We start from the raw sequence: 20,789 nt of genomic DNA on the forward strand, positions 1-20,789 counted from the left end.
GGTGGGTCAGTCGTTCGAGCCGGCCGAGACCAGCGCGTCGGCGCCACCGACGATCTCGCTGATCTCCTGCGTGATCTCCGCCTGGCGGGCCTGGTTGGCCTGCCGCGAGAGGTTCTTCGCCAGCTCCTCGGCGTTGTCGGAGGCCGACTTCATCGCCCGGCGGCGCGAGGCCGACTCGGAGGCGGCCGCCTCGAGCATCGCCGCGTAGATGCGCGTGGTGATGTACTTCGGGAGCAACGCGTCGAGCAGCCCCTCGGCCGAGGGCTCGAACTCGTACGACGGCGCGATCTCGGTGGCGCCGGCGCCCCGCTCCCGCTCCTCCCGCTCGTAGTCGAACTCCTCGACCTCCTCGACCTCCAGCGGAGCCATCCGCTTGGCGACCGGGACCTGCGAGAGCAGCGACCGGAACTCGGTGTAGACGATGTGCAGCTCGTCCACGCCGGCGATGCCGTCGGCACCCGCACCGCCGCCGTCCTCGTCGTCGAGGCCGGCGGTGAAGGCGGCGATCAGCTGCTCACCCACGCGCTGGGCGTCGGCGTAGCCGGGCTGCTCGGAGAAGCCCGTGAAGGTCTCGGCCATCTCGCGGTCGCGGAAGGAGTAGTAGGTCTCCCCCTTCCGGCCGACCACGTAGAGCAGCGGCTCCTTGCCCTCCTGCCGGAGCAGGGAGAGCAGCTCCTCGGTCCGCCGCAGCACGTTGACGTTGTACGAGCCGGCGAACCCCCGGTCGGAGGTGATCACCAGGACGGCGGCCCGGCGGGGGTTCTCCGGCTCGGTCAGCAGCGGGTGGTCCAGCGACGCCGAGGACGCCAGCGCCGACAGCACACGGGTGATCTCCCGGGCGTAGGGCTTGGAGGCCTCCACCCGGGCCTGGGCGCGCACGATGCGCGCGCCGGCGATCAGCTCCTGCGCCGAAAAGATCTTCTTCGTCGACTGGGTGGAGCGGATGCGGCGCCGCAGCGCGCGGAGAGAGGCTGCCATCGCGTCAGGCCTTCTTCTTGACCTGGACGCGCTCCTGACCCCGCTCCGAGGCGTCCATGGCCTCGACCTCGGGCTCGTTCACCTTGAGCGACTCGCCCTCGCCGGTGGTGAACTGGCCGTAGAAGGCGTCGACCGCCTGCTCCAGGTTCCGCACCGTGTCGTCCTCGAGCTTCTTCGACGTCCGGATGGTGTCGAAGATGCCGTCGTTGCTGCGGGACACGTAGTCCAGGAACTCCGACTCGAAGCGGCGCACGTCGCTCACCGGGACGACGTCGAGCTTGCCGGTGGTGCCCAGCCACAGCGAGACGACCTCGCGCTCCACCGAGTACGGCGAGTACTGGCCCTGCTTGAGCAGCTCGACCAGGCGCTGGCCGCGCTCCAGGGTCGCGCGGCTGGAGGCGTCGAGGTCCGAGGAGAACGAGGCGAAGGCCTCGAGCTCGCGGTACTGGGCCAGGTCCAGCCGAAGACGGCCGGCGACCGCCTTCATGGCCTTGATCTGCGCCGACCCACCCACGCGGGACACCGAGATGCCGACGTTGATCGCGGGGCGGACACCGGAGTTGAACAGACCCGTCTCGAGGAAGATCTGCCCGTCGGTGATCGAGATGACGTTCGTCGGGATGTAGGCCGACACGTCGTTGCCCTTGGTCTCGATGAGCGGCAGGCCGGTCATCGACCCCGCGCCGAGCTCGTCGGAGAGCTTGGCGCAGCGCTCCAGCAGGCGGGAGTGGAGGTAGAAGACGTCACCCGGGTAGGCCTCGCGGCCCGGCGGGCGGCGCAGCAGCAGCGAGACCGCGCGGTAGGCCTCGGCCTGCTTGGACAGGTCGTCGAAGACGATGAGGACGTGCTTGCCCTCGTACATCCAGTGCTGGCCGATGGCCGAGCCGGTGTAGGGGGCGATGTACTTGAAGCCGGCGGCCTCGGACGCGGGGGCCGCGACGATGGTGGTGTACTCCATCGCGCCGGCGTCCTCGAGGGCGGACCGGATCGAGGCGATCGTCGAGCCCTTCTGGCCCACCGCGACGTAGATGCAGCGCACCTGCTGCGACGGGTCGCCGGTGGCCCAGGCCTGCTTCTGGTTGATGATCGTGTCGATCGCGATCGCCGTCTTGCCGGTCTGGCGGTCACCGATGATCAGCTGGCGCTGGCCGCGCCCGATCGGCGTCATGGCGTCGATGGCCTTGATGCCGGTCTGCATCGGCTCGTGCACCGACTGGCGCTGGACGACGGTGGGGGCCTGCAGCTCCAGGGCGCGCCGGCCGGTGGTGGCGATCGGGCCCGCACCGTCGATCGCGTTGCCCAGCGGGTCGACCACGCGGCCGAGGTAGCCGTCGCCGACGGGGACCGAGAGCACCTCGCCGGTCCGCCGGACCTGCTGGCCCTCCTCGATGCCGGAGAAGTCACCCAGGATGACCACACCGACCTCGCGGACGTCCAGGTTCAGCGCGAGACCGCGGACGCCGCTCTCGAACTCGAGCAGCTCGTTGGTCATGACCGAGGGCAGGCCCTCGACCCGGGCGATGCCGTCGCCGGACTCGGTGACGATCCCGACCTCTTCGCGGGAGACGTCAGGCGAGTACTCGGTGACGTAGTTCTGGATGGCACTGCGGATCTCTTCTGCGGAGATCGTCAGCTCGGCCATGGCTCTGGTCCTCTTCCCTGCGGGGTCGTGATCTGTGGTGGTGGGCGGTCAGCCGGCGAGCTGCCGGCGGGCGGCTTCCAGCCGGTGGGCGATGCTGCCGTCGATGACCTCGTCGCCCACCTGGACGAGGAGGCCCCCGAGGACCGTCGGGTCGACGGTCACCTGCAACCCGATGGTGCGCCCGTAGATGCGGCCGAGCACCTCGGTCAGCCGCCGCTCCTGCGCCGGGGTGAGGGCCACCGCCGTCGTCACCCGTGCCACGGACTGGCCGCGGCGCCGGCTGGCGATGTCGGAGAGCCGCTCGACCGCGACCCCGGCGGTGCCGGCGTGCGAGGTCGTGAGCACGTTCCGCAGCAGGAGCTCGGTCACCGGGCTGACCCGGCCGGAGAGCAGCTGGTCGAGCAGGGCCGCCTTGCCCGCCGCCGGGGCCTTGCGGTCGCTGAGGATCCGGGACAGCTCCCGGTCACCCTCGACGATCCGGCCGAAGCGGAAGAGCTCGTCCTCCACGCCGTCCAGCTCGCCGCGGGCACCGGCCGCGTCGAACGCCGCCTCGGTGGCCAGGGACGTCGCGCCCTCGATGAGGTCCGACGGCCGCGACCAGCGCTGCCGGACGCTGAACTCGACGACGTCGAGGGCGACCGGGGAGAGCCGGCTGCTGAAGAGCCGCTGCACCAGCGCCGCCCGCTCCTCGGGCTTGCCCGAGGGGTCGGTGAGCGCCCGGCGCAGCGACGGCTGCGCGTCCAGCAGCCGCGCCACCGAGAACAGCTCCTCGGCCAGCGCGAGCTGCTCCTCGGCGCCGGTGGCGCGGGCCTGGCCGGTGAGCCGGTCCTTGGCCTTCCCGAGGAACCCCGAGGGATCCCGGGTCAGCTCGTCCAGCCGGTCCCGGGCGGCGAGGAGCGCCGCACGGCTCGAGGCGTCCATCAGCGGGTGCCCCCGGCGACGGTGCTGCCGCTGCGGCCGTCGGGGCTGCCGGCGACCATCCCGTCGAGCTGGTCGAGGAAGCGGTCCACCGTGCCCTGCCGGCGCGCCTCGTCGGCGAGGGACTCGCCGACGACCCGGCCGGCGAGCTCGACGGCGAGGCCGCCGACCTGGCCGCGGAGCTCGTTGACCACCTGCTGGCGGGCAGCAGCGATCTGCTCCTCGCCGCGGGCGACGATCCGCGCCGACTCCTCCTGCGCCTGCGCCCGCAGCTCCTCGAGGATCTGCTGGCCCTCGGCGCGGGCCTGGTCGCGGATCTGCGCGGCCTCGTTGCGGGCCTCGGCCAGCTGCGCGCGGTACTGCTCCAGCGCGGCCTTGGCCTCGGCCTGCATGGCCTCGGCGCGCTCGATGCCGCCCTCGATCGCCGCGCGACGCGCCTGGTAGGCCTTCTCGAAGCCGGGCGCGACGAACTTCCACATCACGAAGAGGAGGACCGCGAATGCGATCGTCCCGATGATGATCTCGCCGACCACCGGGATGAGCGGGTTCGGGCTCTCCGCTGCCAGGATGCTCATGCTCTCAACGTCCCTGTCTGGAATGGGTGACCGTACGCGGGCGGCGTACGGATCAGGTGCCGTAGACGAGGGGGGCGACGAAGCCGATGAGCGCCAGCGCCTCGGCGAGCGCGAAGCCCAGGAAGGCGTAGGTACGGGTGAGGCCGGCCGACTCGGGCTGGCGGGCGGTCGCCTGGATGTAGGCGGCCCAGACCAGACCCACGCCGATGCCCGGGCCGATCGTGGCGATGCCGTAGCCGATGGACCCGACGCTGCCGGTGACCTGTGCCAGAAGATCCATTGCGGGTGTTTCCTCCTGTGTCGTCGCCCAGCGGGTGCCGGGCGGCTTGCGGGGTGGTGCGGGAAGCGGTGGTGCGCTTGCGGAGGGCCGGCGTACCGGCCACCACGAAGCTGATCAGTGCGCGGCCTCGACGGAACCGTTGAGGTAGGTGCCCATCAGCATCGTGAAGACGTAGGCCTGCAGGAAGATGATCAGCAGCTCGAAGAACGTCATCACGATGGCCATGAGCGCCGACAGCGGGAAGAAGACCGCGGAGAAGTTGCCGACCTGGAACAGGTAGACCGCACCCAGCGCGAACGTCACCAGGAGCATGTGGCCGGCGAACAGGTTGGCGAAGAGTCGGATCGCCAGGGTGAAGGGCCGCACGATGAAGTTCTGCAGCAGCTCCAGCGGCGTCACCAGGATGTAAGCCGCTTTCGGCACGCCCGGCAGGAACATGATGTCGCGGAAGTAGGGCCACAGGCCCTGGTTCTTGATCCCCACGCCGATGTAGACGAACCAGCAGATCGCCGCCAGGACCAGCGGGAAGGAGAACCGCGCCATCGGCGAGATCTGGATGCCGGGGATGATCGCCAGCGCGTTGTTGGCGAGGATGAAGAAGAACAGCGACGCCAGGAACGGCGCGAAGGGCAGACCTCTGGGGCCGACCACGTCGCGGGCGATGCCGTCGCGCACCAGGGAGTAGCCCGACTCGCCGACGAACTGCAGGCGGCCCGGGACGATCTCCGCCTTCCGCGCGGCCATCACCAGGAAGACCAGGATCGCCGCGGTCGCGAGCCACAGCGCCAGGATGATCCGGTCGATGTCGAACTGGATGCCGAGGACCGAGAAGCCGAACAGCGTCTCGGGGAAGAACTCCCCGACGCCAGGGGCCACGAAGCCGCCGCCGGGGTCGCTCTCCACAGCGAGCACGCCGTCGAGCGCGAGGGCGCTGGAGGTCACCGTTGTCCCTTCTGCGTCCTGGGCCGGCTCCGTCGCCGGCCCGCGGTGGCGCTGTTCGCCGTCCCCCCGGTGGTCGGGGGGACGGTGCCGTACTTGACGACCACCACGTAGATGGCCACTGCTGCACCGAGGATGATCCCGACCGGGAAGAACACGCGCGTGTCCAGCCACTGGTCGAGCAGCCACCCGGCCCCGCCCCACACGGCCATCCCGGACAGCAAGGTCCCGGTGACCCCCCAGGCCATGTCGGCCCCGCTGGGCTGACGAGCGTGAGGTGCAGGGCGCGGCCGGGCACCCCCGGTCCTGGAGGTGTCCTCGGCCATCGACGTGGACACTATCAGCCGCGTCCCGAGGGGTGTTCCTGGTCCGCCCGACCGGGGGACCCGGCCGCCGGCCGCGGCGGCGCGGGAGGCGGGACGTAGTAGAGCTGCCGGGTCCAGACCCAGCGCATCTGGAAGGCGCTCCAGGCCAGCGCGCCCACCACGACGGTCCACGCGAGCGCACGCCGGTCGACCCACCCGTCCTCGGGCAGCGCGTTGAGCACGCCGAACAGCACCATCGCCTTGAGCCCGAAGACCAGCAGCGCCGCGGGGAGGGTGAGGGTGTCCCCGATGCGGCCGGCCCAGGCCACCGCGGCCGAGGACGCCGCGAAGAACGACATCACGAGCACCGCCCCCAGCAGCACCCCCCAGACGGCGTCCCACCCGGCCAGGGCTCCCGCGACGGGCGCGGCGACGGCGGCCAGGCCGGCGGTGACGAGGACGCCCGGCCGGAGGAAGGAGATGTCCCACGGGACGTCGGCGGGGTCGGGCTGGCTCATCGGGCTCCCTGGCCGGCCCGGACCGCCGCCTGCGCGGCCGGCCCGGTGGTCTGGTCGGTGGATCGGTCCGCGGCGGCGCGGGCGCCGCGGGCGGTGGGGTGGTCGGCGCGGCTGCGCTCCCGCTGCGCCGCCAGTTCCGCGGCGCGCGCCTCCCGGGCGGCTCTGCGGGCCCGCGGGCTGAGCACCACGACGACGCCCACGACCAGCAGGACCGCGACGGCGACGACGAGCTCGACCCGCCCTCCGGTGATCGACATCCCGACCGCCCCGAAGGAGAGCAGGGCTGCCCAGAAGTACATCACCAGCACCGCCCGCTTGTGCGAGTGGCCGATGGACAGCAGCCGGTGGTGCAGGTGCATCTTGTCCGGCGAGAACGGCGACCGGCCCTTGCGCGTGCGCCGGACGACGGCCAGCACCAGGTCGGTGAAGGGGATGAAGAGGATCGCGATCGGCACGAGCAGCGGCAGGGTCAGCGGCAGCAGGCTGGCCGCCGAGTCGAACGTCTGCGCGTCCACCCCCCCGGTGGCGGTCACCGCGGCGGCCGAGAGCATGAGCCCGACGAGCATCGAGCCCGAGTCGCCCATGAAGATCCGCGCCGGGCTGAAGTTGTGCGGGAGGAAGCCCAGGCACGCCCCGGCGAGCACCGCGGTGATCAGCGCCGGGGCGCTCGCGGTCGCCACGTAGCCGGTCAGCCCCAGGTGGAAGCTGTAGGCGAAGAACGCCAGCGCGGCGATCGCCGAGACGCCCGCGGCCAGCCCGTCCAGGCCGTCGATGAAGTTCAGCGCGTTGACGGCGAACACGGTCAGCAGGATGGTCAGGGGAACCCCGACGTCCGGTCCCAGCGACACCGTCCCGATGTCGGCCACGGGCAGGAACAGGAACGCCAGCTGGACGCCGAGCAGGACCATGACGCCGGCCGCGGCGATCTGCCCGGTGAGCTTCGTCAGCGCGTCCAGGCCCCACTTGTCGTCGAGCACGCCCAGCAGGCAGATCAGCCCGCCGGCGACGAGGACCGCGTAGACCTGGGTGTCGTCGAACGTGCGCTGGAGGGCGGGCAGCCGGGAGGCCACCAGCACCGCGGCCACCACGCCGAGGTACATGGCCACCCCCCCGCCCCGCGGGGTCGGGATGACGTGCACGTCCCGCTCGCGCGGAGCGGCCATCATCCGCAGCCGGATCGCCACCATCCGCACCACGGGCGTGGCCAGGAAGGTGACCAGCGCCGCGGTGAGCAGGACGACGACGTACTCGCGCACGGGCTCAGGCGGTCCGCGCCGGCTCGGGGTACGCGGGATGGGCGCCGACGAGCTCGCGGACGCCCGCGGCGACCTCGGCGGTCCGGCTGCCGTCGGCGTCGCGGATGGCGGCACCGATGAGGGAGGCGATCGCCTTCATGTCCGGCTCGGTCATCCCCTGGGTGGTGACGGCGGGGCTGCCGACCCGGATACCCGAGGCCACGGAGGCCGGCTGCGGGTCGAAGGGGATCGCGTTCTTGTTCAGCACGATGCCCGCGGCGTCGCACCGCTGCTCGGCCTCGGCGCCGGTCACGCCCGTCTCCCGCAGGTCGAGCAGGGCCAGGTGGGTGTCCGTGCCCCCGGCGACCGGCCGCAGCCCCTCGGCGGCCAGCCCCTCGGTCAGCGCCTGCGCGTTGGCCACCACCTGGCGCGCGTAGGCCTGGTACGCGGGCTGCAGGCACTCCTTGAAGTTCACCGCCTTGGCGGCGACGGCGTGCATGAGGGGACCGCCCTGCATCATCGGGAAGGCGGCCTTGTCGATCGCCTTGGCGTGCTCGGCACGGCAGACGATCGCGCCGCCCCGGGGTCCGCGCAGCACCTTGTGCGTGGTGAAGGTCACCACGTCGGCGTACGGCACCGGGCTCGGGATGGCCTTGCCGGCGACCAGGCCGATGAAGTGCGCGGCGTCGACCATGAAGATCGCGCCCACCTCGTCGGCGATCTGCCGGAAGGCGGCGAAGTCGATCAGCCGCGGGATCGCCGACCCGCCGGCGACGATGAGCTTGGGGCGGTGCTCGCGGGCCAGGTCGCGCACCTGGTCGTAGTCGATGTGCTCGGTCGCCGGGTCGACGCCGTACTGGACCGCGTGGAACCACCTGCCGCTGAAGCTGACCTTCGTGCCGTGCGTCAGGTGACCGCCGTGCGGCAGCGCCATGCCCAGGAAGGTGTCCCCCGGCGAGAGGAAGGCGCCGTAGGCCGCGAGGTTGGCGTTGGCGCCCGAGTGCGGCTGCAGGTTGGCGTGCTCGGCGCCGAAGAGCTCCTTCGCACGCTCGATGCCGATCTCCTCGGCACGGTCGACGACCTCGCAGCCGCCGTAGTACCGCCGCCCCGGGTACCCCTCGGCGTACTTGTTCGACAGCGTGCTGCCCAGCGCGGCGAGGACGGCGGGACTGGTGAAGTTCTCGCTGGCGATCAGCTGCAGCCCGCTGCGCAACCGGTCCAGCTCCCCGGTGACCACGCCGGCGATGTCGGGGTCGGCGGCGGCGAGGGCCTCGAAGTGCGGTCCCCAGTAGGGCGTGCTCATCTCGGTCGCGCTCCTGGGCGTGGGTGCGGGCGCCCGCGCTCCCCGGCTCCGGGTCCCGCGGCGGTCAGTGCTCCACGGTATCGCTCCGGCCCGTGCGCGCAGGGGACGCGAGCAGCGGCCGGGGCCGGAGGCGCCTCCGTCAGTCGCTGAGCTCGGGCACGACCTCGCGCAGCCGCTCGACCGGCACGGCACCGACGCGCAGCACCCGCGGCGCGGGACCCGTGCAGTCGACGATGGTGCTCGCCGCCGAACTCGTGCGCGCCCCCCCGTCCAGCACGACCGCGGCGTGCAGGCCGAGCTGCTGCACCGCCTGCTGGGCGTCGGTCGCCGCCGGCCGGCCCGACCGGTTGGCGCTGGAGACCGCCAGCGGCCCGGTGCGGCGCAGCAGGTCGCGGGTGAGCTCGTCGTCGGGGAGCCGCACGGCCACCGTCCCCTCGGCGTCGCCCAGGTCCCACGCCAGCGACGGGGCGTGCTCGACCACGAGGGTGAGCCCGCCGGGCCAGAACTCCTGGGCGAGCCGGGTGGCCACCGCGGGGGTCTGCAGCACCAGCCCGGCCAGGGTGGAGGCCTCGCCGACGAGCACGGGGACGGGCATGGTCCGGCCCCGGTTCTTCGCCTCCAGCAGCCGGCGCACCGCGGCCGGGGAGAAGGCGTCGGCGGCCACGCCGTACACGGTGTCGGTCGGGAGGAGGACCAGGTCGCCCCGGCCGATCGCCGCCGCCGCGGCGTCCAGGCCGGCGGCGCGCGCCTCCGGGTCGGAGCAGTCGTAGAAGTCGGCCACGGACGTGCAGTCTTCCGCAGGCCTCAGCCGGAGCGGCGGGCGGTGGTGTAGCGGGGCCGGCCGGCGAGGTCGGGGTGGTCGTCGACGTCGGTGAACGCCCCGTGGGAGCGGACGACGGCGGGCAGGGACTCACCCTGCTGGTCGGCGTGCTCGATGCCCAGCCAGCCGCCGGGGCGCAGCAGCCGCGCCGCGGTGACCAGCAGGCCGCGCACGACGTCCAGACCGTCGGGCCCACCCCAGAGCGCGAGCGGCGGGTCGTGGTCGGCGACCTCGCGCGGCACCCGGGCACCGTCGGGCACGTAGGGCGGGTTGCTCACCACCAGGTCGGCGCGCCCGTCGAGCTCGCGCAGCAGCCCTGGGTCGGTCATGTCACCGGCGAGGACGTCCACCGGGGTGTCCCCCGCCGCCGCGCGCGCGCCGGCGTTGTGCCGCGTCCACGCGATCGCCCCGGGATCGCGCTCCACCGCCGTCACCTGCGCGCCGGGGTGCTCGTGCGCCAGCGAGAGCGCGATCGCACCGGACCCCGACCCGAGGTCGACGACGACGGGCTCCGCGATGCCGGCCAGCCGCTCCAGGGCCCAGCCCACGAGCTGCTCGGTCTCGGGCCGGGGCACGAACACCCCGGGGCCGACCGCGAGCTCCAGGTAGCGGAAGGGGGCCCGGCCGGTGAGGTGCTGCAGCGGCACCCGGTCGGCGCGCTGGGCCACGAGCGCCTCGAAACGGGTGGCGGCCGCGTCGTCGACCTCGTCGAGCACGAGCAGCCGTGCGCGCGGCACCCCCAGGGCGTGCGCCAGAAGCAGCTCGGCGTCCACCCGGGGGCTCTCGACGCCTGCCTCGGCGAGGCGTGCGGCCGCCCCGCCCAGCAGCGACCGCGCGGTCAGGAGCCGGCCGCCAGCAGCTCGGCGGTGTGCGCGGCGACCAGCGCGTCGATCACGCCGTCGAGGTCTCCGTCGAGCACCTGGTCGAGGTTGTGCGACTTGTAGCCGACGCGGTGGTCGGAGATCCGGTTCTCCGGGAAGTTGTACGTGCGCACCCGCTCGCTGCGGTCGACGGTGCGCACCTGGCTGCGCCGCTGGTCGCTGGCCGCGGCGGCGGCCTCCTCGCGAGCGGCGGCCAGCAGGCGGGAGCGGAGCACGCGCAGCGCGGACTCCCGGTTCTGCAGCTGGCTCTTCTCGTTCTGGGAGCTGACCACGATGCCGGTGGGCAGGTGGGTGATCCGCACCGCCGAATCGGTGGTGTTCACGCTCTGGCCGCCGGGGCCCGACGAGCGGAAGACGTCGATGCGCAGGTCGTTCGGGTCGACGCTGACGTCGACCTCCTCGGCCTCGGGCAGCACCAGGACGCCGGCCGCCGACGTGTGGATGCGCCCCTGGCTCTCCGTGGCGGGCACCCGCTGAACCCGGTGCACGCCGCCCTCGAACTTCAGCCGCGACCAGATGCCCTCGTCCGTGCGGGACTTCACCGCGATCGCGACGTCCTTGTAGCCGCCGAGCTCGGCGTCGACGGCGTCGAGGACCTCGGTGGCCCAGCCACGCCGCTCGGCGTACCGGAGGTACATGCGCAGCAGGTCACCGGCGAACAGCGCCGACTCCGCACCCCCCTCCCCCGCCTTGATCTCGAGGATGACGTCCTTGTCGTCGTCGGGGTCCTTGGGCAGCAGCTGCTCGCGCAGCCGGTCGGTCAGCTCGGCGATCCGCTGCTCCAGCGCCGTGGCCTCGGCGGCGAACGACGCGTCCTCGGCGGCCAGCTCCCGGGCGGCGCTCAGGTCGTCACGGGCCTGCTCCAGCCCGCGCGCGGTCTCGACCAGCGGCGCCAGCTGGGCGTACCGGCGGCCCATCCGGCGGGCGCGCGCCTGGTCGGCGTGGACGGCCGGATCGGCGAGTTCCTGCTCCAGGCGGGCGTGCTCGGCGAGCAACCCGGCCAGCCGGTCGGGCGCCGACGTCTCGGTGCTGCTCATCTGTCCCTCCTGAGGGCGGTTCGTGCACGAACCGCCCCGGCGTTATGTGCACATAACGCCACGGGGGTCCGGGCCGGACATGACGACGGCGCCCGCCCCACCGCGGAGGGTGGGACGGGCGCCGTCGGGGGTGCTACTTGGCGTCGGCCGAGGTGCCGCGCTTGCCGAACCGCTTCTCGAAGCGGGCCACGCGGCCGCCGGTGTCGAGGATGCGCTGCTTGCCGGTGTAGAAGGGGTGGCAGGCGGAGCAGGTCTCGACGGTCAGCTGACCGGTCGGGGAGGTGCTGCGGGTCGTGAAGGTGTTGCCGCAGCCGCAGGTCACGGTGGTGACGTTGTAGGCCGGGTGGATGTCGGGCTTCATGGCTGCTGCCTCTTCTACGAAGTCTGTGTCGTTCAGTCGGTCAGAACGCCGGGGACCGGAGGGCTATTTCCGGCCGCGCCGACGGGGCTCGGTCGACCAGTCTCCCAGATCGGGAGACCGGCCGACCGGTGACCCCCGCTACTCCTGGCCGGGGCCCAGCGTCGTCTTCTGGATCTGCATGAGGAACTCGACGTTGTTGCGCGTCTTCTTCAGCTTGTCGATCAGCAGTTCCAGGGCCTGCTGCGGCTCCAGCGCGGCCAGCACCCGGCGCAGCTTGATGACGATGGCCAGCTCGTCGGGCGACATGAGGATCTCCTCCTTGCGGGTGCCCGACGCGTTGACGTCGACCGCCGGGAAGACCCGCTTGTCCGCCAGCCGGCGGTCCAGCTTGATCTCCGCGTTCCCGGTGCCCTTGAACTCCTCGAAGATCACCGTGTCCATCGTCGAGCCCGTCTCGACCAGCGCCGAGGCGATGATCGTCAGCGAGCCGCCGTTCTCGATGTTGCGGGCCGCGCCGAGGAAGCGCTTGGGCGGGTACAGCGCCGTGGAGTCGACACCGCCGGAGAGGATGCGCCCGCTGGCGGGAGCGGCCAGGTTGTAGGCGCGGCCGAGGCGGGTGATCGAGTCCAGCAGGACGACGACGTCGTGGCCCATCTCGACCAGGCGCTTGGCCCGCTCGATGGACAGCTCCGCGACCGTGGTGTGGTCCGCCGGCGGCCGGTCGAAGGTCGAGGCGATGACCTCGCCCTTCACCGAGCGCTGCATGTCGGTGACCTCCTCGGGACGCTCGTCGACGAGGACGACCATCAGGTGGCACTCGGGGTTGTTCGTCGTGATCGCGTTGGCGATCGACTGCAGCACCATCGTCTTGCCGGCCTTGGGCGGGCTGACGATGAGCGCGCGCTGCCCCTTGCCGATCGGCATGACGAGGTCGATGACCCGGGTGGTCAGCAGGTGCGACTCGGTCTCCAGCCGCAGGCGGTCCTGCGGGTAGAGCGGGGTCAGCTTGGTGAACTCCGGCCGGTTGCGTGCCTGCTCGGGGTCCAGGCCGTTGACCGTGTCGAGGCGGACGAGCGCGTTGTACTTGTCCTTGCGCTCCCCCTCCCGCGGCTGGCGGACGGCGCCGGTGATGGCGTCACCGCGGCGCAGGCCGTAGCGGCGCACCTGCGACAGCGAGACGTAGACGTCGTTCGGCCCGGTCAGGTAGCCCGAGGTGCGGACGAAGGCGTAGTTGTCCAGCACGTCCAGGATGCCGGCGACCGGCAGCAGGACGTCGTCCTCGCTGACCGTCGGCTCGCCCTGCTCGAAGCGATCGCGGCCACCTCGCTTGTTGCGGTCGCGGTAGCGACGGCCGCGGCGGCCGCGGCCGCCCTCGAAGTCGTCGTCCTCGTCGTCGGCGGGGCGGTCGTTGCGGCCGCCGTCGGCGCGGCCGCCGTCGGTCCGGTTGTCGCTCCGGTTGTCCGGCCGGCCGCCCCGGTCGTTGCGCCCGTCGGGGCCGCGGTTGCCGTCGCGGTTGCCGCGCTCGGCCCGGTCACCGCCGTCACGGTTGCCGCGCTCCGTGCGCTCGCCGCCGTCGCGGTTGCCGCGCTCCGTGCGCTCGCCGCCGTCACGGTTGCCGCCGTCCCGCTCGCCGCGGTTGCGACCGCGGGTGCGCTGCGGTCGCTCGCCGTCGCGCTGCTCGTCCTCGCGCGGCTCGGCGGGGGCCGTGTCCTGCGCGGGGGCGGCGTCCGCGGCGGGGGCCTCGGCGGAGACGGCCTCCACCGCCGGGGCCTCGGCCGACGAGGTCGGCGCCCCGGCCGGGCGGCTGGCCGAGCGGCGGGTGCGCGCGGGCGCCTCGCCGGTCACCGGGCCGCCGTTGGCGCCACCGCTGACGGGCGCCTCGAGGGGCGCGGCCGACGCGGCGGCACCACGCGCGGCCTCGGCGCCGCCGGTGGAGCCGCTCTCCGTGCGCGGCGCGGGCGCGGTGGCCTCGGAGCCGGCGCCCACCTGGCGGGCGGAGATGGCGGCGACCAGGTCGCTCTTGCGCATCCGGCCGGTGCCCGGGATGCCGAGTTCACCGGCCAGGCGCTGGAGTTCGGGCAGGAGCATGCCCGACAAGCCGTTGCCGCGGCGGCGGGGACGCCCGGCCGACCCAGAAGCGGCAGTGCCCTCGGCAGAGGCGGCGGCATCGGGCGCGCCGGTCGTGCCGAGGTCGGTGGTTTCGCTCACGTACAGGTCCTTCCCTGCGGTGACCTGCGCGTCTCAGCGCAGGGGGTGCCCGGTCCCCGGCCGACCGGCCCGGTGGGCGGGTGCGCGTCAGGAGACAGGTCGAGAGGTGCGGGGCGGATCAGCGGCGAAGAGGTTCGGACAACTGCTTCGGCCCCGCGCGAGGCTCGCCCGAGTGGGCGGCTACGCCGTGAGCCTAGTCGCGGCCCACGGGCAGGACAACACCGGATGATCTCGGCGTGTTCCCCGTTACCGAGACGAGACCTGGCGACCAGGGCGGTCGACCCGCGCGCCGGTCGGGTCGACGGCCAGCGGCAGCACCGACCAGCCCCGGCCGGCCAGGGCGGTGATCTCCCCCACCTCCTCCGCGCCGGGCTCGCGGTCGGCGCTGCGCACGGTGCGCCGGGCGAGCACCAGGACCGACGGCCCCGCGCCCGAGACGACGGCCGCGTGCCCGGCGGCGCGCAGCCGTCCGACCAGGTCGAGCGACGCCGGCATGGCCGCGCGGCGCTGCTGCTGGTGCAGCCGGTCCTCGGTGGCCTCCAGCAGCAGACCCCCGGAGGTCAGGGCGTGCACGAGCAGCGCCGAGCGCCCCGCGTTGAAGGCCGCGTCGGCGTGCGGGACGACCTCGGGCAGCAGCCCCCGGGCCACCTCGGTCGACAGCGTGGCGTCGGGCACGAGCACCACCGGCAGCACGTCCTCGTGCACCGGCAGGCTGTCGGCGCCCACACCCCCCTCCCCCGTCCAGGACAGGGTCAGCCCGCCGAGCAGGCAGGCCGCCACGTTGTCGGGGTGCCCCTCCATCTCGGTGGTGAGCCGGAGGACGGCGTCGCCGTCGATGCTCTCGACCCCGGGGCACAGCGCCCACGCCGCCAGGACACCGGCGACGACGGCGGCGGCGGAGGAGCCCATCCCCCGCCCCTGCGGGATGGCGTTCTCCGCGACCACCCGCAGCCCGGGCGGCGCCCAGCCGAGCTCGTCGCAGGCGGCCCGGAAGGCGCGGACCACGAGGTGGGACTCGTCGGTGGGCAGCTCGCCGGCGCCCACGCCCCGGATCTCGACGGTGAGGCCCGCCGGCTCCACCGAGAAGTCCAGGACGTCGTGCCGCGCGAGCGCCAGGCCGGCGCAGTCGAAGGCCGGCCCCAGGTTGGCGCTGGTGGCGGGGACGCGCACCCGCACCCGGTCGGTCGCGGCCGCGTCCGGGGCACCGCCGCGAGCGCGCGAGCGGTGGGGAGGACGGGGTCCTTCCATCACAGGCCGAGCTGGGCGGCGGCAGCGGCGCCGTCGACCGGGATCGTCACCGGCGCCGGCGCCCCGGAGATGGCCCACTCCGGGTCCTTGAGCCCGTTCCCGGTGACCGTGCAGACGATCCGCTGGCCGGGCTCGAGCTCGCCGGCCTCGGCCACCTGCAGCAGCCCGGCGACCGAGGCGGCCGAGGCCGGCTCGACGAAGACGGCCTCGCTGCGGGCCAGCAGCCGGTAGGCGGCGAGGATCGCCCGGTCGGTCACGGCGTCGATGCGCCCACCGGACTCGTCGCGGGCGGCCAGCGCCTTGGTCCAGGACGCCGGGTTGCCGATGCGGATCGCGGTGGCGATCGTGCTCGGGTTCTCCACCACCTGGCCGTTCACGATCGGGGCGGCACCGGCGGCCTGGAAGCCGAACATGCGGGGGGTGCGCGAGGCGGTGCCGTCCGCGGCGTACTCGCGGTAGCCCTGCCAGTAGGCGGTGATGTTGCCCGCGTTGCCCACCGGCAGGCAGTGGACGTCGGGGGCGTCGCCGAGCACGTCGACGATCTCGAACGAGGCGGTCTTCTGCCCCTCGATGCGGAACTGGTTGACGCTGTTGACCAGGCTGACCGGGTAGTCGATCGCCAGCTTGCTGGCCAGGCCCAGGCAGTCGTCGAAGTTGCCGTCGACCTGCAGCAGCTTGGCGCCGTGCACCAGCGCCTGGGCCAGCTTGCCCATCGCGATCTTGCCCTGCGGCACGAGGACGGCGCAGGTCATGCCGGCGCGGGCGGCGTACGCGGCGGCGCTGGCGCTGGTGTTGCCGGTGGAGGCGCAGATGACCGCCTGCGCGCCCTCCTCCAGCGCCTTGGTGATCGCCATCGTCATGCCGCGGTCCTTGAACGACCCGGTCGGGTTGGCGCCCTCGACCTTGAGGTAGACCTCGCAGCCGGTCCGCCGGGAGAGCTCGCGGGCGGGCACCAGCGGGGTGGCACCCTCCTGCAGGGTCACCACCGGGGTGGTGTCCGACACCGGCAGGCGCGACCGGTAGGCCTCGATGAGGCCCGGCCAGCCCGGGGACACGACCGACGAGACCGTCATTGCAGACCCTCCACGCGCAGCACGCTGGTGACGCCCCGGACCGCGGGCATCTCCCGCAGTGCCGCAATGGTGGCCGACAGCGCCGCGTCCGGGGCGCTGTGGGTCACGATGACCAGGGTGGCGGCGTCGCCGCGGCCGGTCTGGCGCACGGTGGAGATGCTCACGCCGTGCTGGGCGAACTCCTGCGCGACGGCGGCCAGCACGCCCGGCTTGTCGGCGACGTCGAGGCTCACGTGGTACCGCGTCGGCGTCTCGGCCATGGGCCGGACGGCGAGGTCGGCGTAGCCGGAGGGCCCCTGCCCGGCGGCCCCGGCCAGCCGGTTGCGGCCGACCGCCACCAGGTCGCCCAGGACGGCGCTCGCGGTGGGCTCCCCCCCGGCGCCCTGCCCGTAGAACATCAGCTGCCCGGCGGCCTCCGCCTCGACGAACACGGCGTTGAACGCGCCGCCGACCGATGCCAGCGGGTGGGTGGTCGGGATCATCGCCGGGTGCACCCGCACGGAGACCGAGTCGCCCTCCCCGTTCCCGTCCACCCGCTCGCAGATGGCCAGCAGCTTGACCGTGCAGCCGATCTCCGCGGCCCGGGCCACGTCGGTGGCGGTCACCGTCGAGATGCCCTCGCGGTGCACGTCGGCGGCCGACACCGGGGTGTGGAACGCCAGCGAGGCGAGGATCGCGGCCTTGGCGGCGGCGTCGAAGCCGTCGACGTCGGCGGTGGGGTCGGCCTCGGCGTAGCCGAGCTCGGTGGCCTCCGCCAGCGCCTCGCCGAAGCCGGCGCCGGTCTCGGCCATCCGCGACAGGATGTAGTTCGTGGTGCCGTTGACGATGCCCACGATGCGGGACAGCTGGTCGCCCACCAGCGATTCCCGCAGCGGGCGCAGGATCGGGATCGCCCCCGCGACGGCCGCCTCGTAGTACAGGTCGACGCCGGCCTTGGCCGCCGCCGCGTGGAGGGCCACGCCGTCCTCGGCGAGCAGCGCCTTGTTGGCGCTGACCACCGACTTGCCCGCCTCGAAGGCGGCGAGCATGAGCGAGCGCGCCGGCTCGATGCCGCCGATCACCTCGACGACGAGGTCGACGTCGTCCCTGGTGACGAGCGCGTGGGCGTCGGTGGTCAGCAGGTCCGCGGGCACGTCCGGGTGGTGGTCCGGGCGGCGCACGGCGACGCCGGCCACCTCCACGGCGCGGCCGACGCGGGCGCCGAGGTCGTCGGCCTGCTCCTGCAGCGCGCGCAGCACCGCGCCGCCGACCGTGCCGCAGCCGAGCAGCGCCACCTTGAGGGGTCGGTTCACGAGGTCGCTCCCGCGGGGTGCTCGGGCGCCGGCTGGTCGATCGCCGGCGAGGGGGCGGGGCGGTCGGCGAGGACCGCGTCCAGGGCGAACACGTCCGCCAGCGTCTGGCGGCGGACGATCTCCCGGGCGGCGCCGTCGCGGACGGCGACCACCGGGGGCTTGAGCAGGTAGTTGTAGTTGCTCGCCATCGACCAGCAGTAGGCCCCGGTGGCGGCGACGGCGAGCAGGTCGCCGGGCTGGACGTCCGAGGGCAGCCAGAGGTCGCGGACCAGGATGTCGCCGCTCTCGCAGTGCTTCCCGACGACCCGGCACAGCGCGGGCGGGGCCTCGGAGACCCGGTTGGCGAGCACGCAGGTGTAGGCCGCGTCGTAGAGAGCGGTGCGGATGTTGTCGCTCATCCCGCCGTCGACCGACACGTAGTTGCGCACCAGCGGGGCGCCCGGGGCGCCGCTGGCCCCGAGCCGCACCGGCTTGATGGTGCCGATCTCGTACAGCGTGACCGTGCCCGGACCGGCGATCGCGCGGCCGGGCTCGACCGCGAGCCGCGGCACCGGCAGGCCGAGCTGGGCGCACTCGGCGGCGACGACGGCGCGCAACCGCGTCGCGACGTCCGCCGGGGTGACCGGGTCGTCCTCGGACAGGTAGGCGATGCCGAAGCCGCCGCCGAGGTTGAGCTCCGGCAGCACCTCCCCGGTGGCCTGGTGCACCTGGCCGAGCAGGCCGACCACGCGGTGCGCGGCCGCCTCGAACCCGGCGGTGTCGAAGATCTGCGAGCCGATGTGGCTGTGCAGCCCGGTCAGCCGCAGCGCCGGCTCGCGGATCACCCGTACCGCGGCGGTCAGCGCGTCGCCGGTGGCCAGCGAGAAGCCGAACTTCTGGTCCTCGTGCGCGGTGGCGATGAACTCGTGGGTGTGCGCCTCGATGCCGACGGTCGCGCGGATGAGCACGGGCACCGGCGCCCCGCCGTCGGCGACCCGCTTCTCGGCCATCGGGACCAGCCGCTCGATCTCGTCGAAGGAGTCGAGGACGACGTGGCCGATGCCGGAGTCGACCGCCAGCTGCAGCTCGACCAGCGACTTGTTGTTGCCGTGCAGCGCGATCCGCTCCGCGGGGAACCCGGCGGCCAGGGCCAGCGCCAGCTCGTTGCCGCTGCAGGCGTCCAGGTGCAGGCCGTCGTCGGCGATCCACCGGGCCACCTGGCCGCAGAGGAAGGCCTTGGACGCGTAGTGCACGTCGGCGTCGTCGAAGGCGCCGGCGAACTCCGCGGCGCGACCGCGGAAGTCCTCCTCGTCCAGCACGAACAGCGGGGTCCCGTGTGCGCGGGCCAGGTCGGTGACGGCCCGGCCGCCCAGGTGCAGCTCGCCGTCGACACGGGTGGCCGAGCGCGGCCAGACGTGCGGGTCGAGCGCGCCGAGCTCCTCCGGCGGGGCGCCGGCGGCCGTGGGCGGGGTGATGTTCCCGTGCAGGGGCCCCGCGGGGTGCGCCCTCACATCCGCTCCGGGGCGGTCACGCCGAGGACACCGAGCCCGTTGCGCAGCACCACCGCGGTGGCGGCGCACAGCCACAGCCGGGCGGTGGTGAGCGGCGTGGCCTCCTCGTCGCCGCGGGGCAGCACCCGGCAGGCGTCGTAGAAGCGGTGGTACGTACCGGCCAGCTCCTCGAGGTAGCGGGCCACCCGGTGCGGGGCCCGCAGCTCGGCCGCCGTGGTGAGCACCCGCGGGAACTCCCCGAGGGCCCGCAGCAGGTCGTTCTCCCGGTCGTGCACCAGTTCGGCGACGTCGACGGCGCCCGCCTCGCCGAGCGCGATGCCCAGGTCGGCGGCGTTGCGCAGCACCGAGGAGATGCGGGCGTGCGCGTACTGGACGTAGAAGACCGGGTTGTCGTTGGTCCTCCGGCTCCACAGCTCGACGTCGATGTCGATCTGCTGGTCGACCGACGCCCGGGCCAGCGCGTACCGGGCGGCGTCCACGCCGATGGCGTCGACGAGGTCCTCGAGGACGACGATGGTCCCGGCGCGCTTGCTCATCCGCACCGGCTCGCCGTCGCGGAGCAGGTTGACCAGCTGCCCGAGCAGGATCTGCAGGTGCTCGGCCGGGTCGTCGCCGGTGGCCGCGACCAGCGCCTTGTACCGGCCGACGTAGCCGGAGTGGTCGGCGCCGAGCATGATCACCACGCGGTCGAAGCCGCGGGCGCGCTTGTCCAGGTAGTAGGCGCAGTCCGAGGCGAAGTAGGTGGTCTCGCCGTCGGCCTTGACCAGCACGCGGTCCTTGTCGTCGCCGAAGTCGGTGGTGCGCAGCCAGACCGCCCCCTCGGACTCGTAGACGTGCCCCTGCTCCCGCAGCGTGGCCAGCGCCTTGTCGACGGCCCCGCTGTCGTAGAGGGACTTCTCGCTGAACCAGACGTCGAAGTCCACGCCGAAGCCCTGCATCGACCGGCGGATCTCGTCGAGCATCAGCGCCACCCCGCGGTCGCGGAAGACCCGCTCCTGCTCGGCGTCGTCCCGACCCAGCAGGTCGGGCTCGAGCGCGACGACCGACGCGGCGATGTCGGCGATGTACGTGCCGCCGTAGCCGCCCTCGGGCACGGGCCGGCCGTTGGCCGCGGCCTGGAGGCTGCGGGCGAACCGGTCGATCTGCGCGCCGGCGTCGTTGATGTAGTACTCGCGGGTGACGTCCGCGCCGCTGGCCTCGAGCAGCCGCCCGATGGCGTCGCCGACCGCGGCCCACCGGCTGCCCCCGATGTGCACCGGGCCCGTCGGGTTGGCGGAGACGAACTCCAGGTTGAGCTTCTGCCCGGCCAGGGCCGCGGTGCGGCCGTAGGCCTCCCCCGCCGTCACGGCGTCGACGGCGATCTTGCCGAGCGCGCCCTGCGCGAGGGTGATGTTGAGGAAACCGGGTCCGGCGACGTCGACGCCGGCGACGCCCGGGTGGGCGCGCAGCTCCTCGGCGAGCAGCCCGGCCACCTCGCGCGGCGGCCGGCCCGCGGGCTTGGCCAGGCGCAGGGCGACGTTGGTGGCGTAGTCGCCGTGCTCGGGGTTCTTCGGCCGCTCGACGACGACCTCCGCGGGGACGTCGACGGGCAGCGCGCCGCGCCCGACGACCGCGGCGACGGCGGTGCGGACGACGTCCTGGAGCTGCTCCGGTGTCACCCGGCGAGCGTACTGATGGCGGCGACGG

At 73.6% G+C, this 20,789-nt stretch carries 20 protein-coding genes; all 20 read right to left on the minus strand.

The window, feature by feature from the left end; translation table 11 throughout:
* Positions 1–6: 6 nt before the first annotated feature.
* Positions 7–978, minus strand: a complete 972-nt coding sequence (locus E9565_RS01900; protein WP_236833952.1) for a F0F1 ATP synthase subunit gamma — start codon at positions 976–978, stop codon at positions 7–9.
* 4 nt (positions 979–982) lie between these two features.
* Positions 983–2,620: a F0F1 ATP synthase subunit alpha gene (gene atpA, locus E9565_RS01905; RefSeq protein WP_255714380.1), complete on the minus strand. Its 1,638-nt coding sequence runs from the start codon at positions 2,618–2,620 to the stop codon at positions 983–985.
* Positions 2,621–2,668: 48 nt separating this feature from the next.
* Positions 2,669–3,541, minus strand: a complete 873-nt coding sequence (locus E9565_RS01910) for a F0F1 ATP synthase subunit delta (RefSeq protein WP_236824672.1) — start codon at positions 3,539–3,541, stop codon at positions 2,669–2,671.
* A complete protein-coding gene (locus E9565_RS01915) occupies positions 3,541–4,113 on the minus strand; it encodes a F0F1 ATP synthase subunit B (protein ID WP_236824673.1) in 573 nt (190 codons plus the stop codon). The genes E9565_RS01910 and E9565_RS01915 overlap by 1 nt, the downstream gene beginning before the upstream one ends.
* 52 nt (positions 4,114–4,165) lie before the next feature.
* A complete protein-coding gene (atpE, locus tag E9565_RS01920) occupies positions 4,166–4,393 on the minus strand; it encodes an ATP synthase F0 subunit C (RefSeq protein WP_236824674.1) in 228 nt (75 codons plus the stop codon).
* A 114-nt stretch (positions 4,394–4,507) separates the two neighbouring features.
* The gene (gene atpB / locus E9565_RS01925; protein WP_236824675.1) at positions 4,508–5,335 is read right to left on the minus strand and encodes a F0F1 ATP synthase subunit A; all 828 of its coding nucleotides are present in this window, start codon (positions 5,333–5,335) and stop codon (positions 4,508–4,510) included.
* Positions 5,332–5,580 (minus strand): hypothetical protein, encoded by a 249-nt coding sequence (locus E9565_RS01930; RefSeq protein WP_236824676.1) that lies wholly within the window; start codon positions 5,578–5,580, stop codon positions 5,332–5,334. Before E9565_RS01930 ends, atpB begins: the two co-directional genes overlap by 4 nt.
* Positions 5,581–5,672: 92 nt before the next feature.
* Entirely contained in the window at positions 5,673–6,155 is a 483-nt protein-coding gene (locus E9565_RS01935) for a hypothetical protein (protein WP_236833953.1), read from the minus strand.
* Complete coding sequence (locus E9565_RS01940; RefSeq protein ID WP_236824678.1) at positions 6,152–7,411, minus strand: glycosyltransferase family 4 protein; 1,260 nt, start codon at positions 7,409–7,411, stop codon at positions 6,152–6,154. The genes E9565_RS01935 and E9565_RS01940 overlap by 4 nt, the downstream gene beginning before the upstream one ends.
* Before the next feature lie 4 nt (positions 7,412–7,415).
* Entirely contained in the window at positions 7,416–8,693 is a 1,278-nt protein-coding gene (gene glyA, locus E9565_RS01945) for a serine hydroxymethyltransferase (RefSeq protein WP_236833954.1), read from the minus strand.
* A 139-nt stretch (positions 8,694–8,832) separates the two neighbouring features.
* Positions 8,833–9,474, minus strand: coding sequence for an L-threonylcarbamoyladenylate synthase (locus E9565_RS01950; protein ID WP_236833955.1), 642 nt, complete (start codon positions 9,472–9,474; stop codon positions 8,833–8,835).
* Positions 9,475–9,497: 23 nt separating this feature from the next.
* Complete coding sequence (prmC, locus tag E9565_RS01955; protein WP_255723714.1) at positions 9,498–10,355, minus strand: peptide chain release factor N(5)-glutamine methyltransferase; 858 nt, start codon at positions 10,353–10,355, stop codon at positions 9,498–9,500.
* Positions 10,352–11,431, minus strand: a complete 1,080-nt coding sequence (prfA, locus tag E9565_RS01960; protein ID WP_236824682.1) for a peptide chain release factor 1 — start codon at positions 11,429–11,431, stop codon at positions 10,352–10,354. Before prfA ends, prmC begins: the two co-directional genes overlap by 4 nt.
* 133 nt (positions 11,432–11,564) lie before the next feature.
* Positions 11,565–11,792 carry a 50S ribosomal protein L31 gene (gene rpmE, locus E9565_RS01965; protein ID WP_236824683.1) on the minus strand — a complete coding sequence of 76 codons (228 nt, stop codon included), beginning with the start codon at positions 11,790–11,792 and terminating at the stop codon, positions 11,565–11,567.
* 138 nt (positions 11,793–11,930) lie between these two features.
* Positions 11,931–13,880: a transcription termination factor Rho gene (gene rho / locus E9565_RS01970; RefSeq protein ID WP_374201713.1), complete on the minus strand. Its 1,950-nt coding sequence runs from the start codon at positions 13,878–13,880 to the stop codon at positions 11,931–11,933.
* Between the two features lie 366 nt (positions 13,881–14,246).
* Positions 14,247–15,170, minus strand: coding sequence for a homoserine kinase (gene thrB / locus E9565_RS01975; protein WP_236833957.1), 924 nt, complete (start codon positions 15,168–15,170; stop codon positions 14,247–14,249).
* Positions 15,171–15,247: 77 nt separating this feature from the next.
* Positions 15,248–16,321: a threonine synthase gene (thrC, locus tag E9565_RS01980; protein ID WP_236833958.1), complete on the minus strand. Its 1,074-nt coding sequence runs from the start codon at positions 16,319–16,321 to the stop codon at positions 15,248–15,250.
* The gene (locus E9565_RS01985; protein ID WP_236833959.1) at positions 16,318–17,613 is read right to left on the minus strand and encodes a homoserine dehydrogenase; all 1,296 of its coding nucleotides are present in this window, start codon (positions 17,611–17,613) and stop codon (positions 16,318–16,320) included. The genes thrC and E9565_RS01985 overlap by 4 nt, the downstream gene beginning before the upstream one ends.
* Positions 17,610–19,103 carry a diaminopimelate decarboxylase gene (gene lysA / locus E9565_RS01990; RefSeq protein ID WP_236824688.1) on the minus strand — a complete coding sequence of 498 codons (1,494 nt, stop codon included), beginning with the start codon at positions 19,101–19,103 and terminating at the stop codon, positions 17,610–17,612. Before lysA ends, E9565_RS01985 begins: the two co-directional genes overlap by 4 nt.
* A complete protein-coding gene (gene argS, locus E9565_RS01995) occupies positions 19,100–20,761 on the minus strand; it encodes an arginine--tRNA ligase (RefSeq protein ID WP_236824689.1) in 1,662 nt (553 codons plus the stop codon). Before argS ends, lysA begins: the two co-directional genes overlap by 4 nt.
* Between the last annotated feature and the right edge of the window lie 28 nt (positions 20,762–20,789).

Origin of the sequence: Blastococcus sp. KM273129 (genome assembly GCF_021698995.1) — a bacterium.
Lineage (GTDB): Bacteria > Actinomycetota > Actinomycetes > Mycobacteriales > Geodermatophilaceae > Blastococcus.

What these genes read in the sequence shown, in the direction of transcription:
- E9565_RS01900 (WP_236833952.1), bottom strand. Translation starts at nt 978, where the DNA reads ATGGCAGCCTCTCTCCGCGCGCTGCGGCGCCGCATCCGCTCCACCCAG.
- atpA (WP_255714380.1), bottom strand. Translation starts at nt 2,620, where the DNA reads ATGGCCGAGCTGACGATCTCCGCAGAAGAGATCCGCAGTGCCATCCAG.
- E9565_RS01910 (WP_236824672.1), bottom strand. Translation starts at nt 3,541, where the DNA reads ATGGACGCCTCGAGCCGTGCGGCGCTCCTCGCCGCCCGGGACCGGCTG.
- E9565_RS01915 (WP_236824673.1), bottom strand. Translation starts at nt 4,113, where the DNA reads ATGAGCATCCTGGCAGCGGAGAGCCCGAACCCGCTCATCCCGGTGGTC.
- atpE (WP_236824674.1), bottom strand. Translation starts at nt 4,393, where the DNA reads ATGGATCTTCTGGCACAGGTCACCGGCAGCGTCGGGTCCATCGGCTAC.
- E9565_RS01930 (WP_236824676.1), bottom strand. Translation starts at nt 5,580, where the DNA reads ATGGCCTGGGGGGTCACCGGGACCTTGCTGTCCGGGATGGCCGTGTGG.
- E9565_RS01935 (WP_236833953.1), bottom strand. Translation starts at nt 6,155, where the DNA reads ATGAGCCAGCCCGACCCCGCCGACGTCCCGTGGGACATCTCCTTCCTC.
- glyA (WP_236833954.1), bottom strand. Translation starts at nt 8,693, where the DNA reads ATGAGCACGCCCTACTGGGGACCGCACTTCGAGGCCCTCGCCGCCGCC.
- prfA (WP_236824682.1), bottom strand. Translation starts at nt 11,431, where the DNA reads ATGAGCAGCACCGAGACGTCGGCGCCCGACCGGCTGGCCGGGTTGCTC.
- rpmE (WP_236824683.1), bottom strand. Translation starts at nt 11,792, where the DNA reads ATGAAGCCCGACATCCACCCGGCCTACAACGTCACCACCGTGACCTGC.
- rho (WP_374201713.1), bottom strand. Translation starts at nt 13,880, where the DNA reads ATGCTCCTGCCCGAACTCCAGCGCCTGGCCGGTGAACTCGGCATCCCG.
- thrC (WP_236833958.1), bottom strand. Translation starts at nt 16,321, where the DNA reads ATGACGGTCTCGTCGGTCGTGTCCCCGGGCTGGCCGGGCCTCATCGAG.